Genomic DNA, 21,978 nt, shown 5'->3' with positions numbered 1-21,978 from the left:
ATATGAAAACATTAAGAAATTTATTATATTTCCTCTCTCTGGCAGGCTTGATGATAACAACTTCCTGCACTGATGTGGAAAATATAGATATGGAGCACATCGGAGGTAATAATACGATGGGCGATAGTGAATATTATGCCAATCTGCGTGCCTACAAGGCAACCGCCTGGAATTATGGGCGTCCCGTTGCTTTCGGATGGTACTCCAATTGGTCTCCTGCCGGAGCTTACAGAAAAGGATATCTGACTTCTATGCCGGACAGTATGGACTTTGTTTCCATGTGGAGCGGTGCTCCCGGACGCTTTGATATCACTCCCGAACAGAAAGCGGATAAAGAGTTTGTGCAAAAAGTGAAAGGTACAAAATTGTTGCAGGTGAGCCTGCTTTCTTATATTGGCAAAGGGGCAACTCCAAACTCGGTATATACTCCTGTGGAAAAACAGGCAGAGGAAGAAGGCTGGAGTGATTCCAAACTGGAAGATGCGAAGAAGAAAGCTCGTTGGGAATTTTGGGGATTTGAAGGCGAATTCAACAGTGAAAACCATTATGAATGTTTGGCAAAGTTCGCTAAAGCTCTTTGTGACTCTTTGGATGCAAACGACTGGGATGGTTATGATGTTGACTGGGAAATCGGAAGTGGTGTGTTTGATATGGATGGAACGTTAAGTGAGAATAGGCACTTAATTCATTTAATAAAGGAGATGAATAACTATATTGGTCCGAAAAGCGACCCGGAAGGCAAAGGACATAAGATGATTTGTATTGATGGTCAAATTTATGGTCTTACCAGAGAGTTGGATGAGTATGTCGATTATTGGATTATACAAAGTTATGGTTCTTCCAGACCTAGTCTTGAAGGATATGGTGTAGATCCCAAGAAAATAATTTGCACGGAAAATTTCGAAAAGTATGCCGTTAATGGTGGTCAGTTGCTTAACCAAGCTGCTCATATGCCGTCCAAAAGTTATAAAGGTGGAATAGGGGCTTATCGTTTCGATAATGATTATGACAATACTCCCGATTACAAGTGGATGCGTCAAGCCATTCAAATAAATCAGAAGGTTTTCAATGAATGGAAAGCAAATCAAAGTAAAGAAGAGAACAAGTCAGAATAGACGGGTTGGTAAATCAATAAAACGAAAGAATTATGAATAAACATAGATTCAATTATTTGGTGTTAGGAGGTATGGCCTTGCTGATGAGCGCTTGCAATAATAGCGAGAGTGACTTATTGGAACCTAAACTTTATTTTGAAAATAGGGAATATGTATTCTCGTTGGAAGATGAAAGTGGGGTAAAGAGTTTTGATTTATCTTCAAGACTTTCTTCCATGGTTTCTTCGCAGGTGGATGTGTCGTATACCATTGCTGATAAAAGTGTATTGGACGAATACAACACGCAATATGGGACAGCTTATGAGATGTTTGATGCATCGAATGTAAAATTAAGCAGTGCGACTTCTACTATTCCAAGTGGAAAGTTGTATGCGGAAAATGTACAACTGGAACTCTCTAATCTGGAGACGCTTGAAGAGGGAAAATCATATGCCTTGCCGGTGCGTGTACAGTCGACTTCTATATCGACTCTTCCCGGAACAAGCATTGCTTATTTCATTCTCTCTAAACCTCTAAAGATAACCAAAGTCGGTACATTCAATAGCAATTATATTTCTGTAAAATTCCCGGTTGGAACTTATTTCTCATCGTTCACTTATGAAGCATTGGTTTATATCGACAGATTTGGCGATAACAATACGATTATGGGGACTGAAGGCAAAATGATTCTTCGTATCGGTGACGCAGGAGGCGGGGTAACTCCTAGGGATATTCTGGAAGTCGCAGGAACACAGGGTTATAAAGTCAAGGAGGCATTACAGGCGAAGCGTTGGTATCATATTGCTTTGACTTATGACCAACCTTTGGGAAAAACGGCTATTTATGTCAATGGCTCGAAATGGGCCGGATCAGATTGGGGTATTCCGGGTTTTGATCCAAATTCAGATGTAGGTTTCAACATTGGTAAGATTCCGGGCTTCCCATGGGGAGAACGTCCGTTGTATGGCAAAATGTGTGAACTTCGTGTCTGGAACGTAGCTCGTACGGAAAATCAGCTTAAACAGAATGTGCTGGGCGTTGATCCGAAATCGGATGGATTAGTACTCTATTATAAGTTGAACGGAACGGAAGTCGAAGAAGGAGGAGTTATTACAGACTCTACTGGTAAAATAAATGGCACAACTAATGGTATAAGAATTACCACATTGGATACTCCGGTAGCTATCGAGTAGTGATAAACATCAGTTTTTAAAATACCGATAAGTTTAGATCTGTTAATCAGCGTATAAAAGAGCTGAACTTGGATAAGCTTGGGCTGTTTTTTTATACAAAAGGAAGAAGGAAACCTGTGAATTAAGCAAATGTTTGTTCGCAGGTTTTCTTATCTTTTAATAAAAGGAATTTTAGCCATATTTAAATTTTCTCTAAAAAGTTTTTGTTTCACATATAAAATATATTTCTTTGCAGCAGTTTAATACTTATGAAACTGCTTGAATGGCTCAAATCAACTTCAATTCGATATATACAGCTTATTACAGGAAAGCTTTCCTGTTTACCTTGTCGTATGTTCATAATGACCAGGTTGCAGAGGATATTGTTTCGGAGGCAATTATTCATCTATGGGAATTGAGCAAAGAGCGGGAGATTCCGAGTATTGAAGCTATATTGATCACTTACATCCGCAGTAAATCACTAAATTATCTGAAACACATACAGGCACAGGAGAGTGTTTATCAAACTCTGCTTGATAAGGGACAGCGCGAACTGGAGATTCGTATATCGACATTGGAAGCCTGCGATCCTAATGAAATACTATCAGAAGAATTACGGGCAAAAGTAAAGACGCTATTGGCTAGTATGCCTGAGAAAACCCGCATTGCTTTCGTACGCGACCGATTGGATGGTAAATCGCATAAAGAGATAGCCGAAGAATTAGGGATAAGTGTGAAAGGAGTGGAATATCATATCAGCAGGGCGGTTAAAATGCTACGTGACAATCTCAAAGACTATGCTCCATTTTTATTTTTCTTCATTTAAAGCGGCAGTATAGGGCTGTTATTTCTACTTTTTTTGAGTAATAACAAAAAAAATCGCATTTCTTACTAGGGAATATTCTTGGTGGGTGGTATTCTTTATGAAGGGGGACAAATAACCCTACTTATTACTGTTTATAAACTATACGTTATCATGAATAAAGAATTACTATTGAAATATATTTCAGGCAAGGCATCCCAACAAGAGAAAGAAGAGGTTGTCACTTGGATTGATGCGGACGCAGCAAATCTCAAAGAGTTTATTTCACTTCGTAAAAGTTACGATGCATTCCTATGGCAGGATACGGAAAGTCTCTCTCGGAAAACGAAAAAGACTTTTTCGTTGCGTCCCGTTGCACGGTGGGTATGGCAGATTGCAGCCGTATTTGTAGTGGCTTTCGGTTTGAGCTATATAATGATACAGACTTTCCAAAAAGAAAATGTAGAGATGCAGACTGTTTACGTGCCTGCCGGACAGCGTACCCAAGTAACACTTGCCGATGGAACCACGGTATGGGTGAACGGAAAAAGTACATTGACTTTTCCAAATCGTTTTTCTTCCCGTACACGCAAAGTTGAACTTGATGGAGAAGCTTATTTTGATGTTCGGAAAGACCCTGAGAAACAATTCATTGTTTCCACGGCCCATCAGTCTGCTATAAAAGTATTGGGTACCAAATTCAATGTAAAGGCATACAAAGAAGCAGATGAGGTTATTACAACCTTGGTTGAAGGAAAAGTCAACTTTGAATTCAACAATGCTGTTAAACAATTGCAATATATCGTGTTGGTTCCCGGACAACAACTGATCTATAACTCTCAGAATGGAAGAACAGAACTTTACGCAACTTCCGGCGAACGTGAACTTTCATGGAAAGATGGTAAAATCATCTTCCGGCAGACATCCTTGCGGGAGGCTTTGGATATTTTGGCAGATAGATATAACGCAGAATTTACGATTCGAGAAAATGTTCCTCATGACGACTCCTTTTCTGGAACCTTCACCAACCGGAATCTGGAGCAGATACTTAATTTTATCAGCGTCTCCTCGAAAGTACGCTGGCGTTATTTGAATAATAATGGAGATGCCGGTAAAGAGAAGATAAAAATAGAGATATTTATTTAGTACTAGAAACATAAACCTTGAAAACCAATAACTTATCGCCATGAAAAACAAAGATCCCTAATGACAAAAAATACGGGACGATATTGGCCGTATCTTCCCGTATGAGCCTCAGTAATTGTGAACTACTTGTTTGCAGACAAGTATAACTACCAATTTTCTAATTAAACTCGTTACAAATCTATGCAAAATTATTGTATCGTCCAATTTCTTGGAGGATTAAAGTCGTTTAGACGAACCTTAAAAGAAATATCGTTGGCTATGAAATTACTATTAATGCTGCTTGTTTGTTCTGTTGGGCTGACTTATGCGTCTGACGGATATGCACAAAGAAACTCTATTTCGTTGAACGTGAAGAACAGTACTATCGAAGAAGTGCTGCACACGATTGAACGTGAATCTGGATTCGGCTTTTTTATTAACAGCAAGAATCTGAATCTCAATCGCCGGATAACGGTTTCCGTATCGGATAAAAATATCTTTCAAGTACTGAAGCAAGTCTTTGAAGGTACCAATATCGAATATAAGATATTGGATAATCAAATTGTACTGACAGCTAAGGAAACTAAAGTTGTCCAGCAAAAGACGCAAAGCGTTAAAGGTACGGTAGTTGATAAAAATGGAGAACCGTTAATTGGTGTTTCCATTGTGGAGAAAGGAACCGCTAATGGAACGGTGACGGATCTTGATGGAAATTATACGTTGACTGTTCATACTGCCAATCCGGTGTTATTATTTTCATATGTGGGGTATCAGAAGAAGGAACAACCTGTCACGGGTTTGGTCTTGAATGTTACTTTGGAGGATGATTCACAAGTATTGAATGAAGTGGTGGTCACCGCCCTTGGTATTAAAAAAGAAGCGAAGGCGCTTTCTTATAATGTTCAGGAAGTATCTGCCAGTGAAATCGTTGGTGTTAAGGATGCCAATTTTGTAAACAGTTTGTCCGGTAAAATTGCCGGTGTAGTTATCAACTCCAGTTCATCTGGTATCGGTGGCGGAGCAAAGGTGGTGATGCGTGGAGCAAAATCCCTTTCTGGAAATAATAATGCGCTGTATGTAATTGATGGTATTCCGATGCCTTCACTGGAAACCACACAGCCGGATGACTTTATGACTGGTATGGGACAATCCGGTGACGGCGCTTCCATGATTAATCCCGAAGATATTGAGACTATGTCTGTATTAAGCGGTGCCGCAGCTTCTGCACTTTATGGAAGCGATGCTGCTAATGGGGTTATCATGATTACCACGAAAAAAGGTGCAAAAGATAAACTTCGCGTCAGTTATGCCAACAATACTTCGTTCTTCAATCCGTTTGTAACTCCGGAGTTTCAAAATACTTATGGTGCAACTACAGGTGAACTGAAAAGTTGGGGGCAGAAAATGGGACAACCCAGTAATTACGATCCGTTAGATTTCTATCAAACAGGATGGAATGAAACTAACTCTTTGACTATCAGTAATGGTAATGAGAAGAACCAGACATTCCTTTCTATGGCTGCTACCAATGCGGCAGGCATTGTTCCGAACAATACGTTGGATCGTTACAATTTCACTATCCGGAATACAACTAGTATGCTCAATGACCGTTTGCGTCTCGACTTGGGTGCGAGTTATATGAATGTGCGCGAACAGAATATGATATCGCAGGGACAGTATTTTAATCCGATAGTTCCTGTTTATCTGATGTCACCGAGCTACAGTTTGGATATGCTTCAACAGTTCGAAATGTATAATGAAACTCGTAACTTCAAGACACAATATTGGCCATGGAGTAATCAGGGAATTGCTTTGCAGAATCCCTATTGGATTGTCAACCGTGACAATTTTATCAATCATAAGAATCGTTTTCTTGTAAGCGGAGGTTTGAATTTCGAGATCACTAAAGGTATAACATTAGGTGCGCGTGCCAAAATGGATTATACCTCAGCTTTGTTTGAAAAGAAATATTCGGCGTCTACTGATAATATCTTTTGTCAGGACTTTGGCGGATACTACAAAGGCGATGCTTCTACTCGTCAGCTTTATGGTGATGTGATGCTGAATATAGATAAATATTTTGGTGATTTCTCATTAACAGCTACGTTAGGAACCAGCATTCAGGATGTCAACTACCAGTATTTCGATGTCGGTGGTAGTTTGAACTCGGTAGCCAATAGCTTTACAACGCTCAACTTGATGCAGTCTACCGTGAAGTTTCAGCAAGATGGTTATCATGACCAGACGCAATCTATTTTTGCTACCGCACAGTTAGGATGGAAAAGCAAACTTTATTTGGATGTAACAGGGCGTGTAGACTGGTCTTCTGCTTTGGCATGGACTGAGGCGAAGTCAGTTGCTTATCCGTCGGTCGGTCTTTCTGCCATTCTGACAGAACTGTTGCCTATCAAAAACGATGTGCTTACTTTCTTGAAAGTACGTGGTTCGTATAGTGAGGTGGGAAATGCTCCTACGCGTTATATTGCTTATCAGACCTATCCGTATGAGTCGGCTTCTCCCACAACAGCTACTACGTATCCTAACACAGATATTAAGCCGGAGCGTACCAAAGCGTGGGAAGTCGGTTTGCAGTCTCATCTTTGGAATGATAAATTGGAACTGAACGTATCTTTGTATAAGACATCTACCTACAATCAATTGTTCAATCCTTCACTCCCCTCATCTTCCGGTTATTCTTCTATCTATATTAATGGCGGGCAAGTGGATAATAAAGGTATAGAAGCCAGTCTGACATTGAATCAGCCTCTTGGACCGGTGAAATGGAACTCTACGTTTACTTACACTCTCAATCGCAACAAAATTAAAAAGTTGTTGAAACCGACCACTTTGTCGGGTGGAGAAGTCGTGAGTCAGGACATGATGGATCTTGGTGGGCTTGAAATCGTGAAGTCACGTCTTTTTGAGGGTGGTTCTATTGGTGACCTCTATGTGACCGCTCTTCGTACAGATCATCACGGATATATTGATGTGGATTATGTTAATAATACAGTAGCTATTGACGACAAAGCCGGCGAACGTAAGGATGGCTGGATTTATGCAGGTAACTCTCAAGCCAAATACATGATGGGATGGCGTAACTCCTTCTCTTGGAAAGGGCTGACATTGAGTTGCTTGATTAATGCCCGTATCGGTGGTGTGGTTGTTTCGCAGACCCAGGCATTGATGGATGCTTACGGTGTTTCTAAGGCTACGGCTACGGCACGTGATTTAGGATATGTATTGATTGATGGTCACGAAGTGCCTGCCGTGCAGAAATATTACAGTACTGTGGGAAGTGGTGTAGGCTCGATGTATGTTTACAGTGCTACAAATGTCCGTCTGGCGGAATTGTCTCTCGGTTATGACGTTCCCGTTCAAAAGATAATTCCATGGATTCAAAGTATGAATGTAGCCTTCACCGGACGCAATTTGTTCATGTTCTATTGTAAGGCTCCTTATGATCCTGAACTGACGGCAAGTACAGGTACACACTTTAGCGGTATGGACTATTTTATGTTGCCGAGCCTGCGTAATTTAGGCTTCTCTGTTAAACTTAATTTCTAAAGAATCGACAAGATGAAACAGATATCAAAATATATAAAAGTTGTCAATGGTGCGTTGTTTGCCGGAGGCTTGCTGCTTACAGCTTGCACCAGCCATTTTGAAAATTGGAATATCAATCCGAATGAGGTGACTCCGGAGCAGATGGAACGCGATAACCTTAAAACTGGAGCTTACTTCACACAAATGGAGAGAGGTATTTTCGTGGTAGGTAAGGATAAAGGAGGTTTGTTTGAGGAAACTCAGATGCTGACCGGTGATATATTTGCCAGTTACTTTGCTCCTGTCAAGACATGGGATTATGCCGGAACAGAAGATAATGACTGTTATAAACTCTATCGGCAGTGGTATAATTCACCGTTCAACAACGCTTATACTGAAGTGATGCAACCGTGGCAAAGCATCGTGGAGAATACCGATGAGGTTTCACCCGCGCGTGCTTTGGCGACTATTGTCAAGGTGTTTGGTATGAGCCGTATTACGGATAAGTATGGTCCTATTCCTTATTCTAAGTTTGGTACAGGTATTCATGTGGCTTATGACAGCCAGAAAGATATATACTATCGCTTCTTTGAAGAGTTGGCAGATGCCATTGATGTGCTTACTGGATATAATAGCCGGACATCCGAACCTTATATGGAACGTTATGACTATATTTATAATGGCAGAGTAGAGAAGTGGATAAAGTTTGCCAATACACTCCGTCTCCGTTTGGCAATGCGCATTTCTTATGTAGATGAAACAAAAGCCCGGACTGAAATAGAAACTGCAATAGGTCATAGTATAGGGTTGATGAGAACTGTTGATGATAATGCGGTTTTGAAACAGGCTGCATCGTTCACTTTTATCAATGAGTGGTGGGAAGCATTTGAAAGTTTTAATGATTTTCGTATGAGTGCTACTATGGATTGTTATTTGAAAGGTTTGCAAGATCCGCGTTTGGCATGTTACTTCAAGGCTGCGGCGAAGGATGGAGCATATCATGGAGTAAGGAATGGACAAACTAGCCGTAATCAGGGAACATTGTCTGAAGCTGCTTCCAGTATGAATGTGGGACAAAATGATAATATAGAGTGGATGAGCGCTGCTGAAACTTATTTTTTACTTGCAGAGGCTAAATTGCGTTTGAACTTGGGGGATAAAACTGTACAGGAGTATTATGAAGAAGGTGTGAGAATATCTTTCTCTTCCAAAGGTGCTACGGGGGTGGATACTTACCTCGCAGATAATACAAATGTGCCGTCTACATCTTTTGTAGATCCGACAACCGGACGTAGTACTGATGTAAGCAGTATGGTTTCAAACTTGACAGTGAAGTGGAACGATAATGCTACTGAAAGTAAGAAACTGGAGCGTATTATGATCCAGAAATGGATTGCTCTTTTTCCTGACGGCCAGGAGGCATGGAGTGAGATGCGTCGTACAGGTTATCCAGGAATTGTAACTATCAGTTCGAATCGTTCCGGTGGTGAAGTTCCTGAAGGAGAACTCATCAGTCGCCTGAAGTTCCCGACAACAGAGTATTCTGACAATAGCGAGAATACACAAGCTGCCATCTCTCTATTGAAGGGTACGGATATTGCCGGTACACGTCTTTGGTGGGATGTGAAAAGGTAATCAGATATATAATGTAGAATAATCTAACTAAGTAATTAGAATATGAAAACAATGAAATACTTGTTGACCGCGATAGCCACAGGCAGCCTGATGGCTGCGTGTAACACGGACATCGAATCGTTGACCATTCAGCGACCGTTGACTTACGACGACCAGTACTACCAAAACTTGCGCGATTACAAAGCAAGTGATCATGAAATTGCTTTTGGATGGTTTGCGCAGTATGGACCTCAAAACTCAGCGGCTGTTCGATTTATGGGATTGCCCGACAGTCTTGACATTTGCTCTATGTGGGGCGGCATCCCGGTAAAGGAGAATACTGAGATATGGGAAGAAATTCGTTTTGTGCAGAAAGTGAAAGGAACCAAAATGCTCTGTGTGGCAATTACACGTATTGATGCGGAAACTGATGAACACGATTTTAAGAAGGCTTATAATGAAGCGAAAGCAATGCCGAATGGTGATGAACGAACCGCAGCGCTTAATCGTTCCTTTGAAATGTATGCCGAATATTTCCTTGATCAGGTGTTCCTGAATGACCTTGACGGCTTCGATGCTGACTATGAACCGGAAGGCGACTTTTTGAGTGGCTCAAATTTTGAACACTTCTACAAGCATATGGCTAAATATATGGGGCCGAATCCGGATATCACGAAAGAAGAACGTCTACAACTTATTGAAGAACGTTATGGTAAAGAAATAGCTTCGCAAGAAGGCATTTGTGACAAGATGCTGAATATTGACCAGACATCTACCGGCATGACAAGTCTTGTTCCATATAGTAATTATTGTTTCCTTCAGGCGTATGGTGGTGGAACTGGTGCCGGCGGATGGCCTGATGAAAAGGTGGTATACTGCTGCAATATGGGTGACGGTTGGCAAGGTGATATGCAGTCTATGTACAATCAGGCACGTTATAAACCTGCGAACGGTAAACGTAAAGGAGGTTTTGGAGCATTCTTTATCCATCGTGACTATAATGTGCACGAATACAATCCTGAACCTTACTATCGGTTCCGTCAATGTATCCAAATACAGAATCCGGCTATCCATTAATTAACTTTTTAATGAAAGATGACAATGAAAAATAGAAAAAATCTGTTTTATATAGGTATGTTCGCCATCTGTGTGCTCGGTTTTGCTGCTTGTGGCGATGATGAGACTTACGATGTCTATGGAGATCCGTATAATAGAGTGTACATTTTGGATAATTCCAAGGAGTATAAGATAGTGCAGACTCCCGTCAGTACAGTCAGTAATGTCGATTTCACATGGGAAGCGAGATGTTCAAAGAAAGCGAGTGGAGACATTAGAGTAACGGTAGCGGTTGATAACTCCCTGATTGATGCTTATAATGAAGAACATGACACCGAGTTTGAAGCTTTGCCTGTTGAAGCTGTTGTGCTGGAGAATGCAGAAATGACTATTCCCGCAGGAGAAATGGTGGTGGCGGACGCTGTACATCTAAAATTGACTGATGACGCGAATGTTCTCTCTACCCTTAAAAGTGCGAAAGGATATATTATTCCTTTGCGTCTTGTTTCAGCAGAAGGTGGTAATTCGCAGTTGAGCACTAATATGCTGGCACCTTCTTTCTTGACTATTACTGTGACCGAGGATAATATGAATCATGAAGCTATCCAATATACTGGTACTGGCACATTAGTTGCAGACCAAACAGGATGGACTGCTACCACCAATGGAACTGTTCAGTCTTGGTATGATCCGATAGAATCGATTTTTGATGGAAATGGTGAGACTTACTGTTATATTTCCAATAGGTCGGGCGACCTTTGGCTGGATGTTGACATGGGGAAACCTTATTCTTTTGATGGTATTCGGATGATGAGCTCCAGTTATTATGGTGATAGTGGTTCGTTTTCTGCTGGTATGACTGTCAGTACAAGTGATAATGGTACGGATTGGAAAGCACAGGGAGAAATTGAAAGTGATGCTGAAGATTGTGTTTTCTACGCTCCGTTGACTGCCCGATATATTCGAATAACTGTTCCGAATGCTGGTGGTTGGTATGGTGCATCTTTGGAATGTGGTGTGTTTAATGTTTACGCTAAATAATAATTGAAGTTATGAAGAAATATACGCTCTTATCTTTATTCACCTTGTTGCTTTGTGTGTCAGGTTGCAAGACTGAACCTGATTACAGTGATGCTGTCTATATGACCGGCACGTTGACTTCTTCAAATGTGAAATTTCTCGTTGAGGGACAGTCTACCTTAGGCTTGACCGTGACTTCAACCGATAAGACGGACACTGATGTGAAAGTTGGTGTGCAGGTGGCTCCTCAGCTGCTTGAGTCTTTTAATGCCTCTACCGGTCGTAACTGCCAGATGCCGCCCGAAGGTAGTTATAGTTTTGAAGGTGGTGAAGTGGTGATTCCTGCCGGGCAAAATCAGTCTACGCAAATCAAGGTAACTGCTGATTCCGAGAAATTACAGGAAGGTGTATCCTATTGTCTTCCTGTATCTATTACTTCTGTGTCAAATAGCGATCTGAAAGTGATGGAAACTTCCCGTACTGCTTATGTTATGTTGACTAAGGTTATCAATATCAAGGCTGCTTACTTGGCACGTCGGGGATATTTTAATATTCCATCGTTCGGTAATCAGGAAAACAGTCCGGTAAAAGCACTCGGACAGATGACATTGGAGATGAAGGTGCTTCCTGTATCCTTCCCGGTTGGTCAGGAAAGGAGTGCCAGTGGGATTAGTTCTTTATGTGGATGTGAAGAGAATTTCCTCTTCCGTTTCGGTGATGGTGCCGGTAATCCTGTTAATAAATTACAGTTTGTGAAAGGGTCAATTGGTGCGGCTTCGCATCCCGATAAGAAAGACCATTATGAGTCATGGGTAGAAAAAGAGTTTCCTACCGGTCATTGGTTGCACTTTGCTGCCGTATATGACGGTCAGTATTTACGTCTCTATTTGGATGGTGAACAAATTCACTTTGTGGAAACCAAGAATGGCGGAACCATTAATTTGAGTATGGCTTATGATGGTCATACATGGGAGGACACGTTCTCTATTGGTCGTTCTGCAGGTAACGCACGTTTCTTTGATGGTTACATCAGTGAATGTCGTGTATGGAATGTGGCACGTACGGCTGCCCAGATTGAGGATGGCGTTTGCTATGTAGACCCCACAAGTGAAGGGCTAATCGCTTATTGGCGTTTTGATGGTGAAACGCAAGATGACGGTACGGTGCTTGATATGACAGGACATGGACATAATGCTGTACCGGGTGGTACTGTTACTTATGTCGACAATCAGAAATGTCCGTTTTAAAATAGGGTAGAATAGAGGTTGTTTTTCACTCAAATGGAGCCTGCTGTCAAATCAGCTTTGCCACAAGGCATTGCGGGATGATAGCAGGTTTCTTATTTGAAATGTTTTTTATAATGGAGAAATAAAGTCATTAATATAAATAGAGGTTATTTATGCTAAATAGAATACGTGGATTACTATTGTTCGTTGGACTGTTGATGGTGGGAACCTGCGTTTATGCACAATTGCCAATAGAATCCTATAAAAATCCCCAACTACCAGTCGAACAACGAGTGGCAGACTTACTCTCCCGCATGACCGTGGAAGAGAAAGTCGGGCAGCTTCTCTGTCCCTTAGGTTGGGAGATGTACGAGATAAAAGGAGAAACAGTCACCGCTTCCGACAAGTTCAAGCAACTGATGAAAGAACGTCATGCCGGAATGCTTTGGGCAACCTACCGTGCCGACCCGTGGACAAAGAAAACGCTCGAAAATGGTCTGAATCCTGCATTGGCAGCTCAAGCCGGAAACGCCTTGCAGAAATACGTAATGGAGAATACCCGTTTGGGGATTCCTTTGTTTCTGGCGGAAGAAGCCCCGCATGGTCACATGGCAATCGGTACTACTGTCTTTCCGACGGGAATCGGAATGGCCGCTACATGGTCACCTCGGCTAATAAACGAAGTCGGGAAAGCGATAGGAAAAGAAATACGGCTTCAGGGCGGACATATTAGCTATGGCCCCGTGCTTGACCTTACCCGCGATCCGCGTTGGTCGCGGGTAGAGGAGACGTTCGGTGAAGACCCTGTATTGACGGGTATGATAGGGAAAGCAATGGTTGAAGGACTGGGTGGCGGAAATCTATCCCAACCATACAGCACACTGGCTACATTGAAGCATTTTCTGGCATACGGAATCTCGGAGAGCGGACAGAACGGAAATCCCTCTTTTATAGGGATACGTGAATTGCACGAGAACTTTCTTTCCCCTTTCCGACAGGCAATTGATGCCGGAGCCTTGTCTGTCATGACTTCTTATAATTCGTTGGATGGTATCCCCTGTACTGCAAATCACTATTTACTGACTGAACTTTTGAAGAATGAATGGCAATTTAAAGGATTTGTGGTTTCGGATTTGTACAGCATCGAAGGGATTCACCAAAGCCATTTTGTTGCGCCAACCATGGAGGAAGCGGCTGTCATGGCTTTATCGGCCGGAGTAGATGTAGATTTGGGAGGTGATGCGTATATGAATATAATCAATGCCGTAAATACCGGTCGTATCAGTAATGCGGCACTTGACGCATCTGTCGCCCGTGTGCTCCGGTTGAAGTTTGAAATGGGTTTATTTGAGAACCCATATGTCATCCCTGAAAAGGCGGAGAAAGAAGTGCGCAATGATGCGCATATTGCTTTGGCACGTAAGATAGCGCAAGCCTCAATCACTCTGTTGAAAAATGACCGTTCACTGCTTCCGTTAAATAAGAATATTTCCAAAGTAGCATTGATAGGCCCTAATGCTGATAATCGTTATAATATGTTGGGGGACTATACCGCTCCTCAGGAAGAGAAGAATGTAAAGACCGTATTGGATGGAATCAGGACTAAGTTATCTCCATTGCAAGTAGAATATGTGAAAGGCTGTTCCATACGCGATACTTTGACATCCGATATTGAACAGGCTGTCGCTGCCGCCCGACGTTCAGAAGCCGTAATTGCCGTAGTAGGTGGTTCCAGTGCCCGTGATTTCAAAACCAGTTATAAGGAAACGGGTGCTGCAATTGCTGATGAAAAGACGGTCAGTGACATGGAATGTGGTGAAGGGTTTGACCGTGCGACGCTTTCTCTATTAGGGAGACAGCAAGAATTGCTCAAAGCATTGAAAGCTACGGGGAAACCGTTGATTGTAGTATATATCGAAGGCCGCCCTTTGGATAAAACCTGGGCTGATGAAAACGCCGATGCCCTGTTGACAACCTACTATCCGGGACAAGAAGGCGGAAATGCCATCGCTGATGTCCTGTTCGGAGATTATAACCCGGCAGGAAGATTGCCGCTGACAGTTCCCCGTTCGGTAGGGCAGATTCCCATTTATTACAACAAGAAAGCCCCTCAGAACCACGATTATGTAGAACTGTCCGCTTCTCCGCTTTATGCTTTCGGATATGGTCTGAGTTATACAACTTTCGAATATTCGGATTTACGTGTATCATCCATATCCCCTCATTCTTTTGAAGTTTCATTCAAGGTCAAGAACACCGGGAAATATGATGGCGAAGAAGTATCCCAGCTTTATTTGAGAGATGAATACGCTTCGGTAGTGCAGCCGCTGAAACAGTTGAAATACTTCGAACGCTTTTATTTAAAGCGTGGAGAGGTTAAGGAAGTGAAGTGCGTTTTGTCTGAAAGTGATTTTACGATAATAGACCGGAATTTGAAAACAGTAGTGGAGCCGGGGACTTTTCAGGTAATGGTCGGGACGGCTTCGAATGATATTAGGTTGCAGGCAAAAGTGGTGGTAAGATAAGATATCGGTATTCGATAGAAAAGACGGTGAAATCCTCGCCAGACAACATTGAGTTTTATTGTCTGACGGGGATTTTTCGTTTACCAAAGGTGAGTTTGTAGTCTTGTGAGAAATTTTTCAACAAATAGCAGCATGCTGATTAATGGCACAAAAAAAGACGAGACAAATGCCCCATCCTAAATGTTTTCACAACGGAATAATCCTTATTGTGAATTGCTTCAAATTAGTGATACAAAGATAGTGTTTTTCGGCAAATTCCTTTGGTGATTGTAGGGTAATTTGATATGATTTGTTTAAATTTTGATGAAATATGTTGCTGTTTGAGGTGGATATATTAAAAAATGAACAAAAAAATAAAAAATAGATATTGATGGTAATAAGCATACTTGTTTATTTTGCATAAAATTAACTCGGAGCTATTGGAATATGTAATATCGGTATACTGAGTATTACCAGATTTAAAGTTTGCGTTAACTAAGAATTTGTATTATGAAAAAAAAGTATTTATGGGGAGTGGCTTTCTGTATGCTGGTTTGCATTTGGGGCTGTTCCGATCAGGATGATAATCTGATAAATCCTGATAAGATGATCCAAATGTATGGTTATCCGTATAATTTGCAAAGTGGAGTTATTTGGCAAAGTAATCCAAATGCAATTGTTTCGAGTATCCCTTATATATATGAGGATACTTACGAGAAGGGTGGTACGATGGTGACTGACCGTGTGGAAGGTTTTCGTGCTGGTGATGAACGGATTGAGACCGGTAACTTTATGATTTCGCTCTATGAAACAGGTCTTTACGGCAATATGGAATTGGAAAAAGCCCAAGGTGAGGGAGCTTGTATCTGTTTCCATCTAGCATCTCCGGAACTTGGAGAATTGGCTCCGGGAAAATACGTGTTTGGAGCAGATAAGGAACCCTATACTTTCATTGGATATTGCTCGTCCGATTACAATACGCAGAATAAAGAGAACATTCCTGCTGTCCTTTCTGAAGGAGAAGTGACAGTTGAAAAGAATGGTGATAAATATCGTGTAGTATTTCAATGTAAAACGACTTTTGGCGGAGATATTACAGGAGAGTATAATGGGACACTTCAGCAGCACAGGGTGTCGCAGGTTAGTTCTACCGAATATAACAATGTCTCTTTGTCGGGGCTGATGGATGAGGTGGAAATTGTGATGTGGTATACGGGTGATGTAATACGTAATATTCTTGACCAAATCGGTCTTGAAGGTTTTCCTCTCAAAGATGGTGCAGAAATGTTAGGTCTGATTGTTGACGGAGAGAAGTTTATCGATCCCGAAAGTTCAGGTACCGATTTTGATACTGAATACAATGGAATGTCATTGTTCTCTTTAAGTACAGGCTTAAGTCAGATAGCAAATAACGCTAGAAAAAATAGAGAACAGATAGATTTGGCGTTGACGTGGAATAAAGAACAAGAGGCGTTCTATTTTGAATCGCCCATACGTATTCGTAGTATGTTGGATCATAGGTCTAAGTACGATTTTCCTTGTCATACGGTTTATATGAATGCGCCTGAAGGTTTCTCGGAGACTGATTTTGAGAATTTGAGTGCAGATGATTTCTCTTTTCAAATTACCGAAGAAAAGGTGAAGATTTCAACAGTAGATTTTAAGCCTGCTTATGTTTTTTTCCAGACGGGAAAAGGGGTTCTGGGTGTCATCAAAGTGAAGTCCTATGTTCCGCAGGATATGGAAACTGAATATGATATATATAGTGGTGGTTATATTGATTCTCCCTTGAATCCATCCCTTCTACTGGAAATCAAATGCCCGGCAGTTGTAGCCAATCCACAAATCAGATAATCTAATAAAAAACACTGGACATTATGAAAGTTCAATATCAACTCTACTCCCCATTGGCAAGACAGTTGCGTGCTGTATGGACGTTCCTGTTCTGTCTCCTCTGCATTTCAGGGAGTGCGCTGGCAGCATCGTCCGTCCAGCAAGAAGGCAAACAGAATAAAGTAGAATTAACAGGTCGTGTAGTAGATACCACAGGAGAACCTTTGCCGGGAGTGACCGTCACCTTACAGGGAACGACACATCGCACGGGGACCGATGCCGAAGGATATTTCCTGTTCAGCGTGCCCGCCAGTGAGAAAGGATATACGCTGGAGTTCACCTTTATCGGTATGAAAATGCAGGCACGCCATATCAGCCAGCCGGGCAAATCTATCCGGGTGGTGATGCGCGAAAGTGCTGAAGCGTTGGATGAAGTCGTTGTTACAGGTATGGAAGTGATAAAGAAAGACCGTATGACTGGTAGTGCCACGGTTATTACCGCCAAAGATCTGAAGATGCAGGGTATTACCTCTATCGACCGTATTTTGGAAGGTAAAGTTGCGGGACTGAATAGTGCTACCGTGTCCGGTGCGCCGGGTACACGTTCTAAAATCACTATCCGTGGTGAAAACAACCTGAGTGGTAATTCCGAACCTCTGTGGATTGTTGACGGGCTTCCTATGACGCAGGGAGTTCCTCAAAGTAATACAGGAGATTATGCCGGAACGATTATGCAGGATGGAGTAGGCAATATTATGCCGGAAGACATTGAATCTATCAGTATCTTGAAAGACGCTTCGGCTGCCGCCATTTATGGTGCGCGCGCAGCTAATGGTGTTATCGTAATCACAACTAAGAAAGGATTCCGTTCCAAAACACAAATCAATTATAGTGGTACTTATGAGTGCGCTTTTGCTCCGACTAACCGTCTCGATTTTATGAATTCTGCCGAGAAGTTGAGATATGAACAGTCTATTATTAATAACTTCGGGCTGGAATATGCTTATCTTACAGGTCGCGGCGGATATAGCTACAAGCGAATGGTGAATGGTTTCCTGACTCCGGGTGAGTATAACGCCACTATTCAGAATCTGGCACAGATCAATACCGACTGGTTCGACGTACTTTTCCGTACGGCTCATTCACATTCACACAATGTCAGTCTGCGCGGAGGTTCTGAAGAACTGACGTATTATACTTCCGTTAATTTTCAGGAAAAGAACGGTATTCTTCTCTCTAACAAGTACCAGAGTGCTGGGTTGTTGATGAAACTGGATTATCGGCCTATCAAGAATTTGATTGTGGCTCTGAACGTTTCCGCCAATACGCGTAAGAATAGGGACAATGCTTCTGCTATTGATCCGTTCACCTATGCCATGTTTGCCAATCCTTATGAACGTCCGTATGACGAAAACGGAAACTATGCAGCCGACCTCAGTTATCTGAGTAATAATTACACTACGGAACGTGCTTCCGGCTATGTGTACGATCAGTTCAATATCTTGCGCGAAATGAAGGACACACGTAATATACAGGATGGTTCGGATGTGGAGATGACACTAAATCTCCGCTATGACGTGCTGCCCGGGTTGTCTGTAGAGTCTATTTTCCGGAAAGGTGTCAGTTACAACACGGAAACTACTGAAGTAGAACCGGGGACGTATACATCTTGGACGAATGAAGCGTTTGCCCGCAATGCATACCGCTATTACGACATCATGCCAAGCGGGTATGATAATGGAGAACTTTCCGAAAATTCCGGAAAGAACCATAGTTGGGCTATCCGTAATCAGATAGATTATTCATTCACAATCAAAAAGGAGCATTTGTTCAGTATCTTACTAGCCAATGAAGTTATGTCGAAGAAATATACCAGTTTCGGTTATACTTCACCTATTTATTATGGCGATTATCGCATTACGGGTATCCCTACCTTTGACAAGAATGTACCTTACGAAGATATGGTTTCCGCTATCAGCAATATGTTCCATACGAAGGACGGGCAAGACCGTAGTGTTTCATTTCTTGGTTCTCTCCGTTACGGTTATAAAGACCGGTATATTTTCAATTTCAATTATCGTGCTGACGGTGCCGACGTAATCGGTGATACGAACAGGTTCACTCCGCTATGGTCTGCCGGGTTGCGTTACAATCTGCATAAAGAGAGATTTTTTGCGAATCCTATCGTCAATGAACTGTCACTCCGGGCTTCCTATGGTTTCACGGGAAATATTGACCGCTCCGCTTATCCATTCTCTACCATCTCTTTCGGTAATGTGATGTATATGGGCAATCGTTTTGCTACGGGATTTACTTATCCTAATCCTACTGTCGGCTGGGAGAAGAAAAAAGACCGCAACATCGGTCTGGATATGTCGTTGCTCAATAGTCGTGTGAACATTACTCTGGACTACTATTTCAATGAAACGGAAGATATTCTTGAGAATCTGGAAATTCCTGCTTCTACCGGACGGACTACGGTGAAGGCGAATGGCGGTATTGTTGAAAATAAGGGATTGGAATTCTATACTAACATTAAATGGGTGAATAATAATGACTGGACTTTTAGTACTGCTTTCAACATTGCCCGCAACAAAAATGTGATAAAGAAATCATTCTATGATTATGATTCTTATCAAGATGCCATTAAATCAAATGTCAGCATGGGTGGTGTCATTAATATTATCGGACAAGAAACCGGAAGTATTTATGGCTGGAAGGTGGCAGGCGTAAATCCGCAGACAGGTAATCCGCAATATTATCTCACCGAAGCCGGTAAAAGGGCGTATGGGGCATTCCTTGATAAATGGGATTCCTACAGTGAGGAGCAGAAGAAACAGTATTTGGCTATGATCGGCTCTCCCAACGGTATTCCGGATGTAGTGGATTTTGTGCGGGATAGTGATAAGAAAATGGGATATCAGATGCCTTCCATGCAATATCTCGGTCGTTCGAATCCGAAGTTTGTGGGAGGTTTCAACACTTACTTGAGATATAAAGGTTTGGAATTCACGACCTCGTGGACTTTCAAAACCGGTCATCTTGTACCCAACTTCAACGATTATCAGAATGCGCCGAATAACGAAGCCAGTTCGGCGAGAGCGGCACTCGGATATTCTTCCGACCTGAAAGTGTCTGCTACCAATCGTGAAAAGCGATATCTGTATTATTGGCAATTCCCGGGTGATCGTACTGACATCCCAAAATTCACCACTTCGGACAATGATTACTGGGCTTCGTTGTGCACCTCTGACAAATATTCGAAGGGAGACTATCTCCGTCTGACTAATCTCTCGTTGAGTTACCGCTTCCCTTCAAGGCTTATCAAGCAGTGGGCGGGTATGCAAAACCTGTCTTTAGGATTCAACGCCCGTAATCTGGTGACGTTTACCAAGTATAGAGGGCTGGATGTCGGTACCGGAAATGCGTTCTCTTATCCCGTTGCCCGCGAATTTAACTTTAAACTAACTGTCGGATTCTAAAAATAAGGAGAATTATGAAGAAAATAAGTATATTGGTCGGAAGTTTGTTATGCATTCTGACAACATCGTGTGACAAGTTTCTTGAACTTACGCCGCGTGACCAAAAGGTAGTCAGTACGATAGAAGATTATCGGGATATCATGGCAAGTTTCATGTACTACCTGAAAACACCGGATATGCCCCGACAGGAAAACATTTTTGGTATCGATGCCTTTACAGTACCTTTTCATTCGGATGTTCATGGTAATCTTGCCGTATATACCGGAGAAGTGAATATCAATACAAATTCTTCTCAATATTATGATAAGAAAGCCGGTGATTATACACAAACGGGGAAGAGTATGCAGACTTGGCTGATGAGTAACGAGGAGGCGTGGCGGCAGTATTATAATTTTTTAGGTCCCATTAACCTCATAATCTCGGATATTAGTACGGCGAAAGGAGACAATGAAAATCTGCGTAATTATGTGAAAGGCGAAGCGCTTGTATGGAGAGCTTACACTTATTTTAAATTGCTGCAATATTATGCTCCTTATAAGGATAACAATTATGGAATTCCCGTCTATCTGACTCCTCAAATGGAGATAGGAACCACTATGCCGTCACGTGAGACGCAGCAAACTGTTTTCGGACAAATATTTGCTGATTGTAACGCGGCATTCGATTTAATGGAGCAGACACTGACGAATGAGTGGAACTTTATATGGCGGAAAGATTTTATTCATGCCATGCTGGCAAGTGTCTATACATGGAAAGCGATGTCCGGTGCGGCAGAACCTTCCGATTGGGAGGATGCGGGGAAACATGCTACAGAAGCTATGAAAGGACGGTCGTTGACGCATTCTGCAGAAACTTTGAAACGGGTATTCGACTGTTCAACGGCAACATATACTGTAGATTTGACGAACGACGAGTTCTTCGTGAGAATTATGGACGGAGAATATACCAATGTCTGCGACTTGTATAGTACCTATCTGCAAGATAACGTAAGTGACGGAAGAATCACTGCCACCTATGCTTCTTTCTTTACTGACAGTGATATCCGGAAAAGTGTGTGGTTCAAAAACGGTATGTATAATAATAAATACAATATGATGGGGGAAAACGGGAAATGCAGAGGTTGCCTGTTGCCTTTCCGCTTGGCAGAAATGTTTCTTATCAAAGCCGAAGCATTGTGTAGGCAAGAAAAAGATGGAGAAGCACGCAGTGTTTTGACCGATTTCTGTAATGCACGTTACACTTCTGCTCCTGAGATACCATCCGCACACGAAGCGTTATTGAATGCGATTCTCGATGAACGTAACCGGGAGTTTTATCAGGAGGGGGATTTCCGTTGGCTGGATATGAAGCGTTTGGGTATCAGAATGGAACGGACAATCAGCGGTGAGAGACATGTGCTGACTCCTGACGATTTTCGTTATAGTTTCCCTATTCCGGCACGGGAGATGAAACTCAACAAGAATATGGTGCAGAATCCGGGTTGGGAACAAATCATCATTTATTAACT

Annotated in this window: 13 protein-coding genes; all 13 read left to right on the top strand. The window is 42.1% G+C overall.

What is annotated here, in order from left to right; all coding sequences use genetic code 11:
- Positions 1–2: 2 nt before the first annotated feature.
- The 13 genes from AB5443_RS15385 (at position 3) to AB5443_RS15325 (ending at position 21,976) form a co-directional block, all read left to right on the top strand.
- Entirely contained in the window at positions 3–1,115 is a 1,113-nt protein-coding gene (locus tag AB5443_RS15385) for a glycoside hydrolase family 18 (RefSeq protein WP_022137597.1), read from the top strand.
- Positions 1,116–1,144: 29 nt separating this feature from the next.
- The gene (locus AB5443_RS15380; RefSeq protein ID WP_277132213.1) at positions 1,145–2,287 is read left to right on the top strand and encodes a DUF1735 and LamG domain-containing protein; all 1,143 of its coding nucleotides are present in this window, start codon (positions 1,145–1,147) and stop codon (positions 2,285–2,287) included.
- A gap of 262 nt (positions 2,288–2,549) precedes the next feature.
- On the top strand, positions 2,550–3,092 hold the full coding sequence (locus AB5443_RS15375) for an RNA polymerase sigma-70 factor (RefSeq protein WP_022137595.1): 543 nt from the start codon (positions 2,550–2,552) through the stop codon (positions 3,090–3,092).
- Positions 3,093–3,242: 150 nt separating this feature from the next.
- Positions 3,243–4,214: a FecR family protein gene (locus AB5443_RS15370; protein WP_277131951.1), complete on the top strand. Its 972-nt coding sequence runs from the start codon at positions 3,243–3,245 to the stop codon at positions 4,212–4,214.
- 180 nt (positions 4,215–4,394) lie between these two features.
- A complete protein-coding gene (locus tag AB5443_RS15365) occupies positions 4,395–7,757 on the top strand; it encodes a SusC/RagA family TonB-linked outer membrane protein (RefSeq protein WP_277131949.1) in 3,363 nt (1,120 codons plus the stop codon).
- Between the two features lie 12 nt (positions 7,758–7,769).
- Positions 7,770–9,371, top strand: coding sequence for a SusD/RagB family nutrient-binding outer membrane lipoprotein (locus tag AB5443_RS15360; protein WP_277131947.1), 1,602 nt, complete (start codon positions 7,770–7,772; stop codon positions 9,369–9,371).
- Positions 9,372–9,413: 42 nt separating this feature from the next.
- Positions 9,414–10,427 (top strand): glycoside hydrolase family 18, encoded by a 1,014-nt coding sequence (locus AB5443_RS15355; RefSeq protein WP_277131945.1) that lies wholly within the window; start codon positions 9,414–9,416, stop codon positions 10,425–10,427.
- Between the two features lie 24 nt (positions 10,428–10,451).
- Positions 10,452–11,447, top strand: a complete 996-nt coding sequence (locus AB5443_RS15350; RefSeq protein WP_277131943.1) for a DUF1735 domain-containing protein — start codon at positions 10,452–10,454, stop codon at positions 11,445–11,447.
- A gap of 11 nt (positions 11,448–11,458) precedes the next feature.
- On the top strand, positions 11,459–12,673 hold the full coding sequence (locus tag AB5443_RS15345; RefSeq protein WP_022137589.1) for a DUF1735 and LamG domain-containing protein: 1,215 nt from the start codon (positions 11,459–11,461) through the stop codon (positions 12,671–12,673).
- A 152-nt stretch (positions 12,674–12,825) separates the two neighbouring features.
- The gene (locus AB5443_RS15340) at positions 12,826–15,177 is read left to right on the top strand and encodes a glycoside hydrolase family 3 N-terminal domain-containing protein (protein WP_277131939.1); all 2,352 of its coding nucleotides are present in this window, start codon (positions 12,826–12,828) and stop codon (positions 15,175–15,177) included.
- A gap of 489 nt (positions 15,178–15,666) precedes the next feature.
- A complete protein-coding gene (locus AB5443_RS15335; protein ID WP_368114129.1) occupies positions 15,667–17,010 on the top strand; it encodes a hypothetical protein in 1,344 nt (447 codons plus the stop codon).
- A gap of 23 nt (positions 17,011–17,033) precedes the next feature.
- A complete protein-coding gene (locus AB5443_RS15330) occupies positions 17,034–20,471 on the top strand; it encodes a SusC/RagA family TonB-linked outer membrane protein (protein ID WP_277131935.1) in 3,438 nt (1,145 codons plus the stop codon).
- 14 nt (positions 20,472–20,485) lie between these two features.
- Complete coding sequence (locus AB5443_RS15325; RefSeq protein ID WP_277131933.1) at positions 20,486–21,976, top strand: RagB/SusD family nutrient uptake outer membrane protein; 1,491 nt, start codon at positions 20,486–20,488, stop codon at positions 21,974–21,976.
- Positions 21,977–21,978 lie beyond the last annotated feature (2 nt).

Origin of the sequence: Bacteroides sp. RTP21281st1_H5_RTP21281_210402 (genome assembly GCF_040918965.1) — a bacterium.
In the GTDB taxonomy this organism is placed as follows: domain Bacteria; phylum Bacteroidota; class Bacteroidia; order Bacteroidales; family Bacteroidaceae; genus Bacteroides; species Bacteroides congonensis.
This window is presented reverse-complemented; position numbering and strand designations above follow the sequence as displayed.

Bases quoted from the DNA above. Each gene is read 5' to 3' on its own strand.
- AB5443_RS15335 (WP_368114129.1), top strand. From the start codon at position 15,667: ATGAAAAAAAAGTATTTATGGGGAGTGGCTTTCTGTATGCTGGTTTGC.
- AB5443_RS15330 (WP_277131935.1), top strand. From the start codon at position 17,034: ATGAAAGTTCAATATCAACTCTACTCCCCATTGGCAAGACAGTTGCGT.
- AB5443_RS15385 (WP_022137597.1), top strand. From the start codon at position 3: ATGAAAACATTAAGAAATTTATTATATTTCCTCTCTCTGGCAGGCTTG.
- AB5443_RS15370 (WP_277131951.1), top strand. From the start codon at position 3,243: ATGAATAAAGAATTACTATTGAAATATATTTCAGGCAAGGCATCCCAA.
- AB5443_RS15375 (WP_022137595.1), top strand. From the start codon at position 2,550: ATGGCTCAAATCAACTTCAATTCGATATATACAGCTTATTACAGGAAA.
- AB5443_RS15355 (WP_277131945.1), top strand. From the start codon at position 9,414: ATGAAAACAATGAAATACTTGTTGACCGCGATAGCCACAGGCAGCCTG.
- AB5443_RS15345 (WP_022137589.1), top strand. From the start codon at position 11,459: ATGAAGAAATATACGCTCTTATCTTTATTCACCTTGTTGCTTTGTGTG.
- AB5443_RS15325 (WP_277131933.1), top strand. From the start codon at position 20,486: ATGAAGAAAATAAGTATATTGGTCGGAAGTTTGTTATGCATTCTGACA.
- AB5443_RS15365 (WP_277131949.1), top strand. From the start codon at position 4,395: ATGCAAAATTATTGTATCGTCCAATTTCTTGGAGGATTAAAGTCGTTT.
- AB5443_RS15350 (WP_277131943.1), top strand. From the start codon at position 10,452: ATGAAAAATAGAAAAAATCTGTTTTATATAGGTATGTTCGCCATCTGT.
- AB5443_RS15360 (WP_277131947.1), top strand. From the start codon at position 7,770: ATGAAACAGATATCAAAATATATAAAAGTTGTCAATGGTGCGTTGTTT.
- AB5443_RS15340 (WP_277131939.1), top strand. From the start codon at position 12,826: ATGCTAAATAGAATACGTGGATTACTATTGTTCGTTGGACTGTTGATG.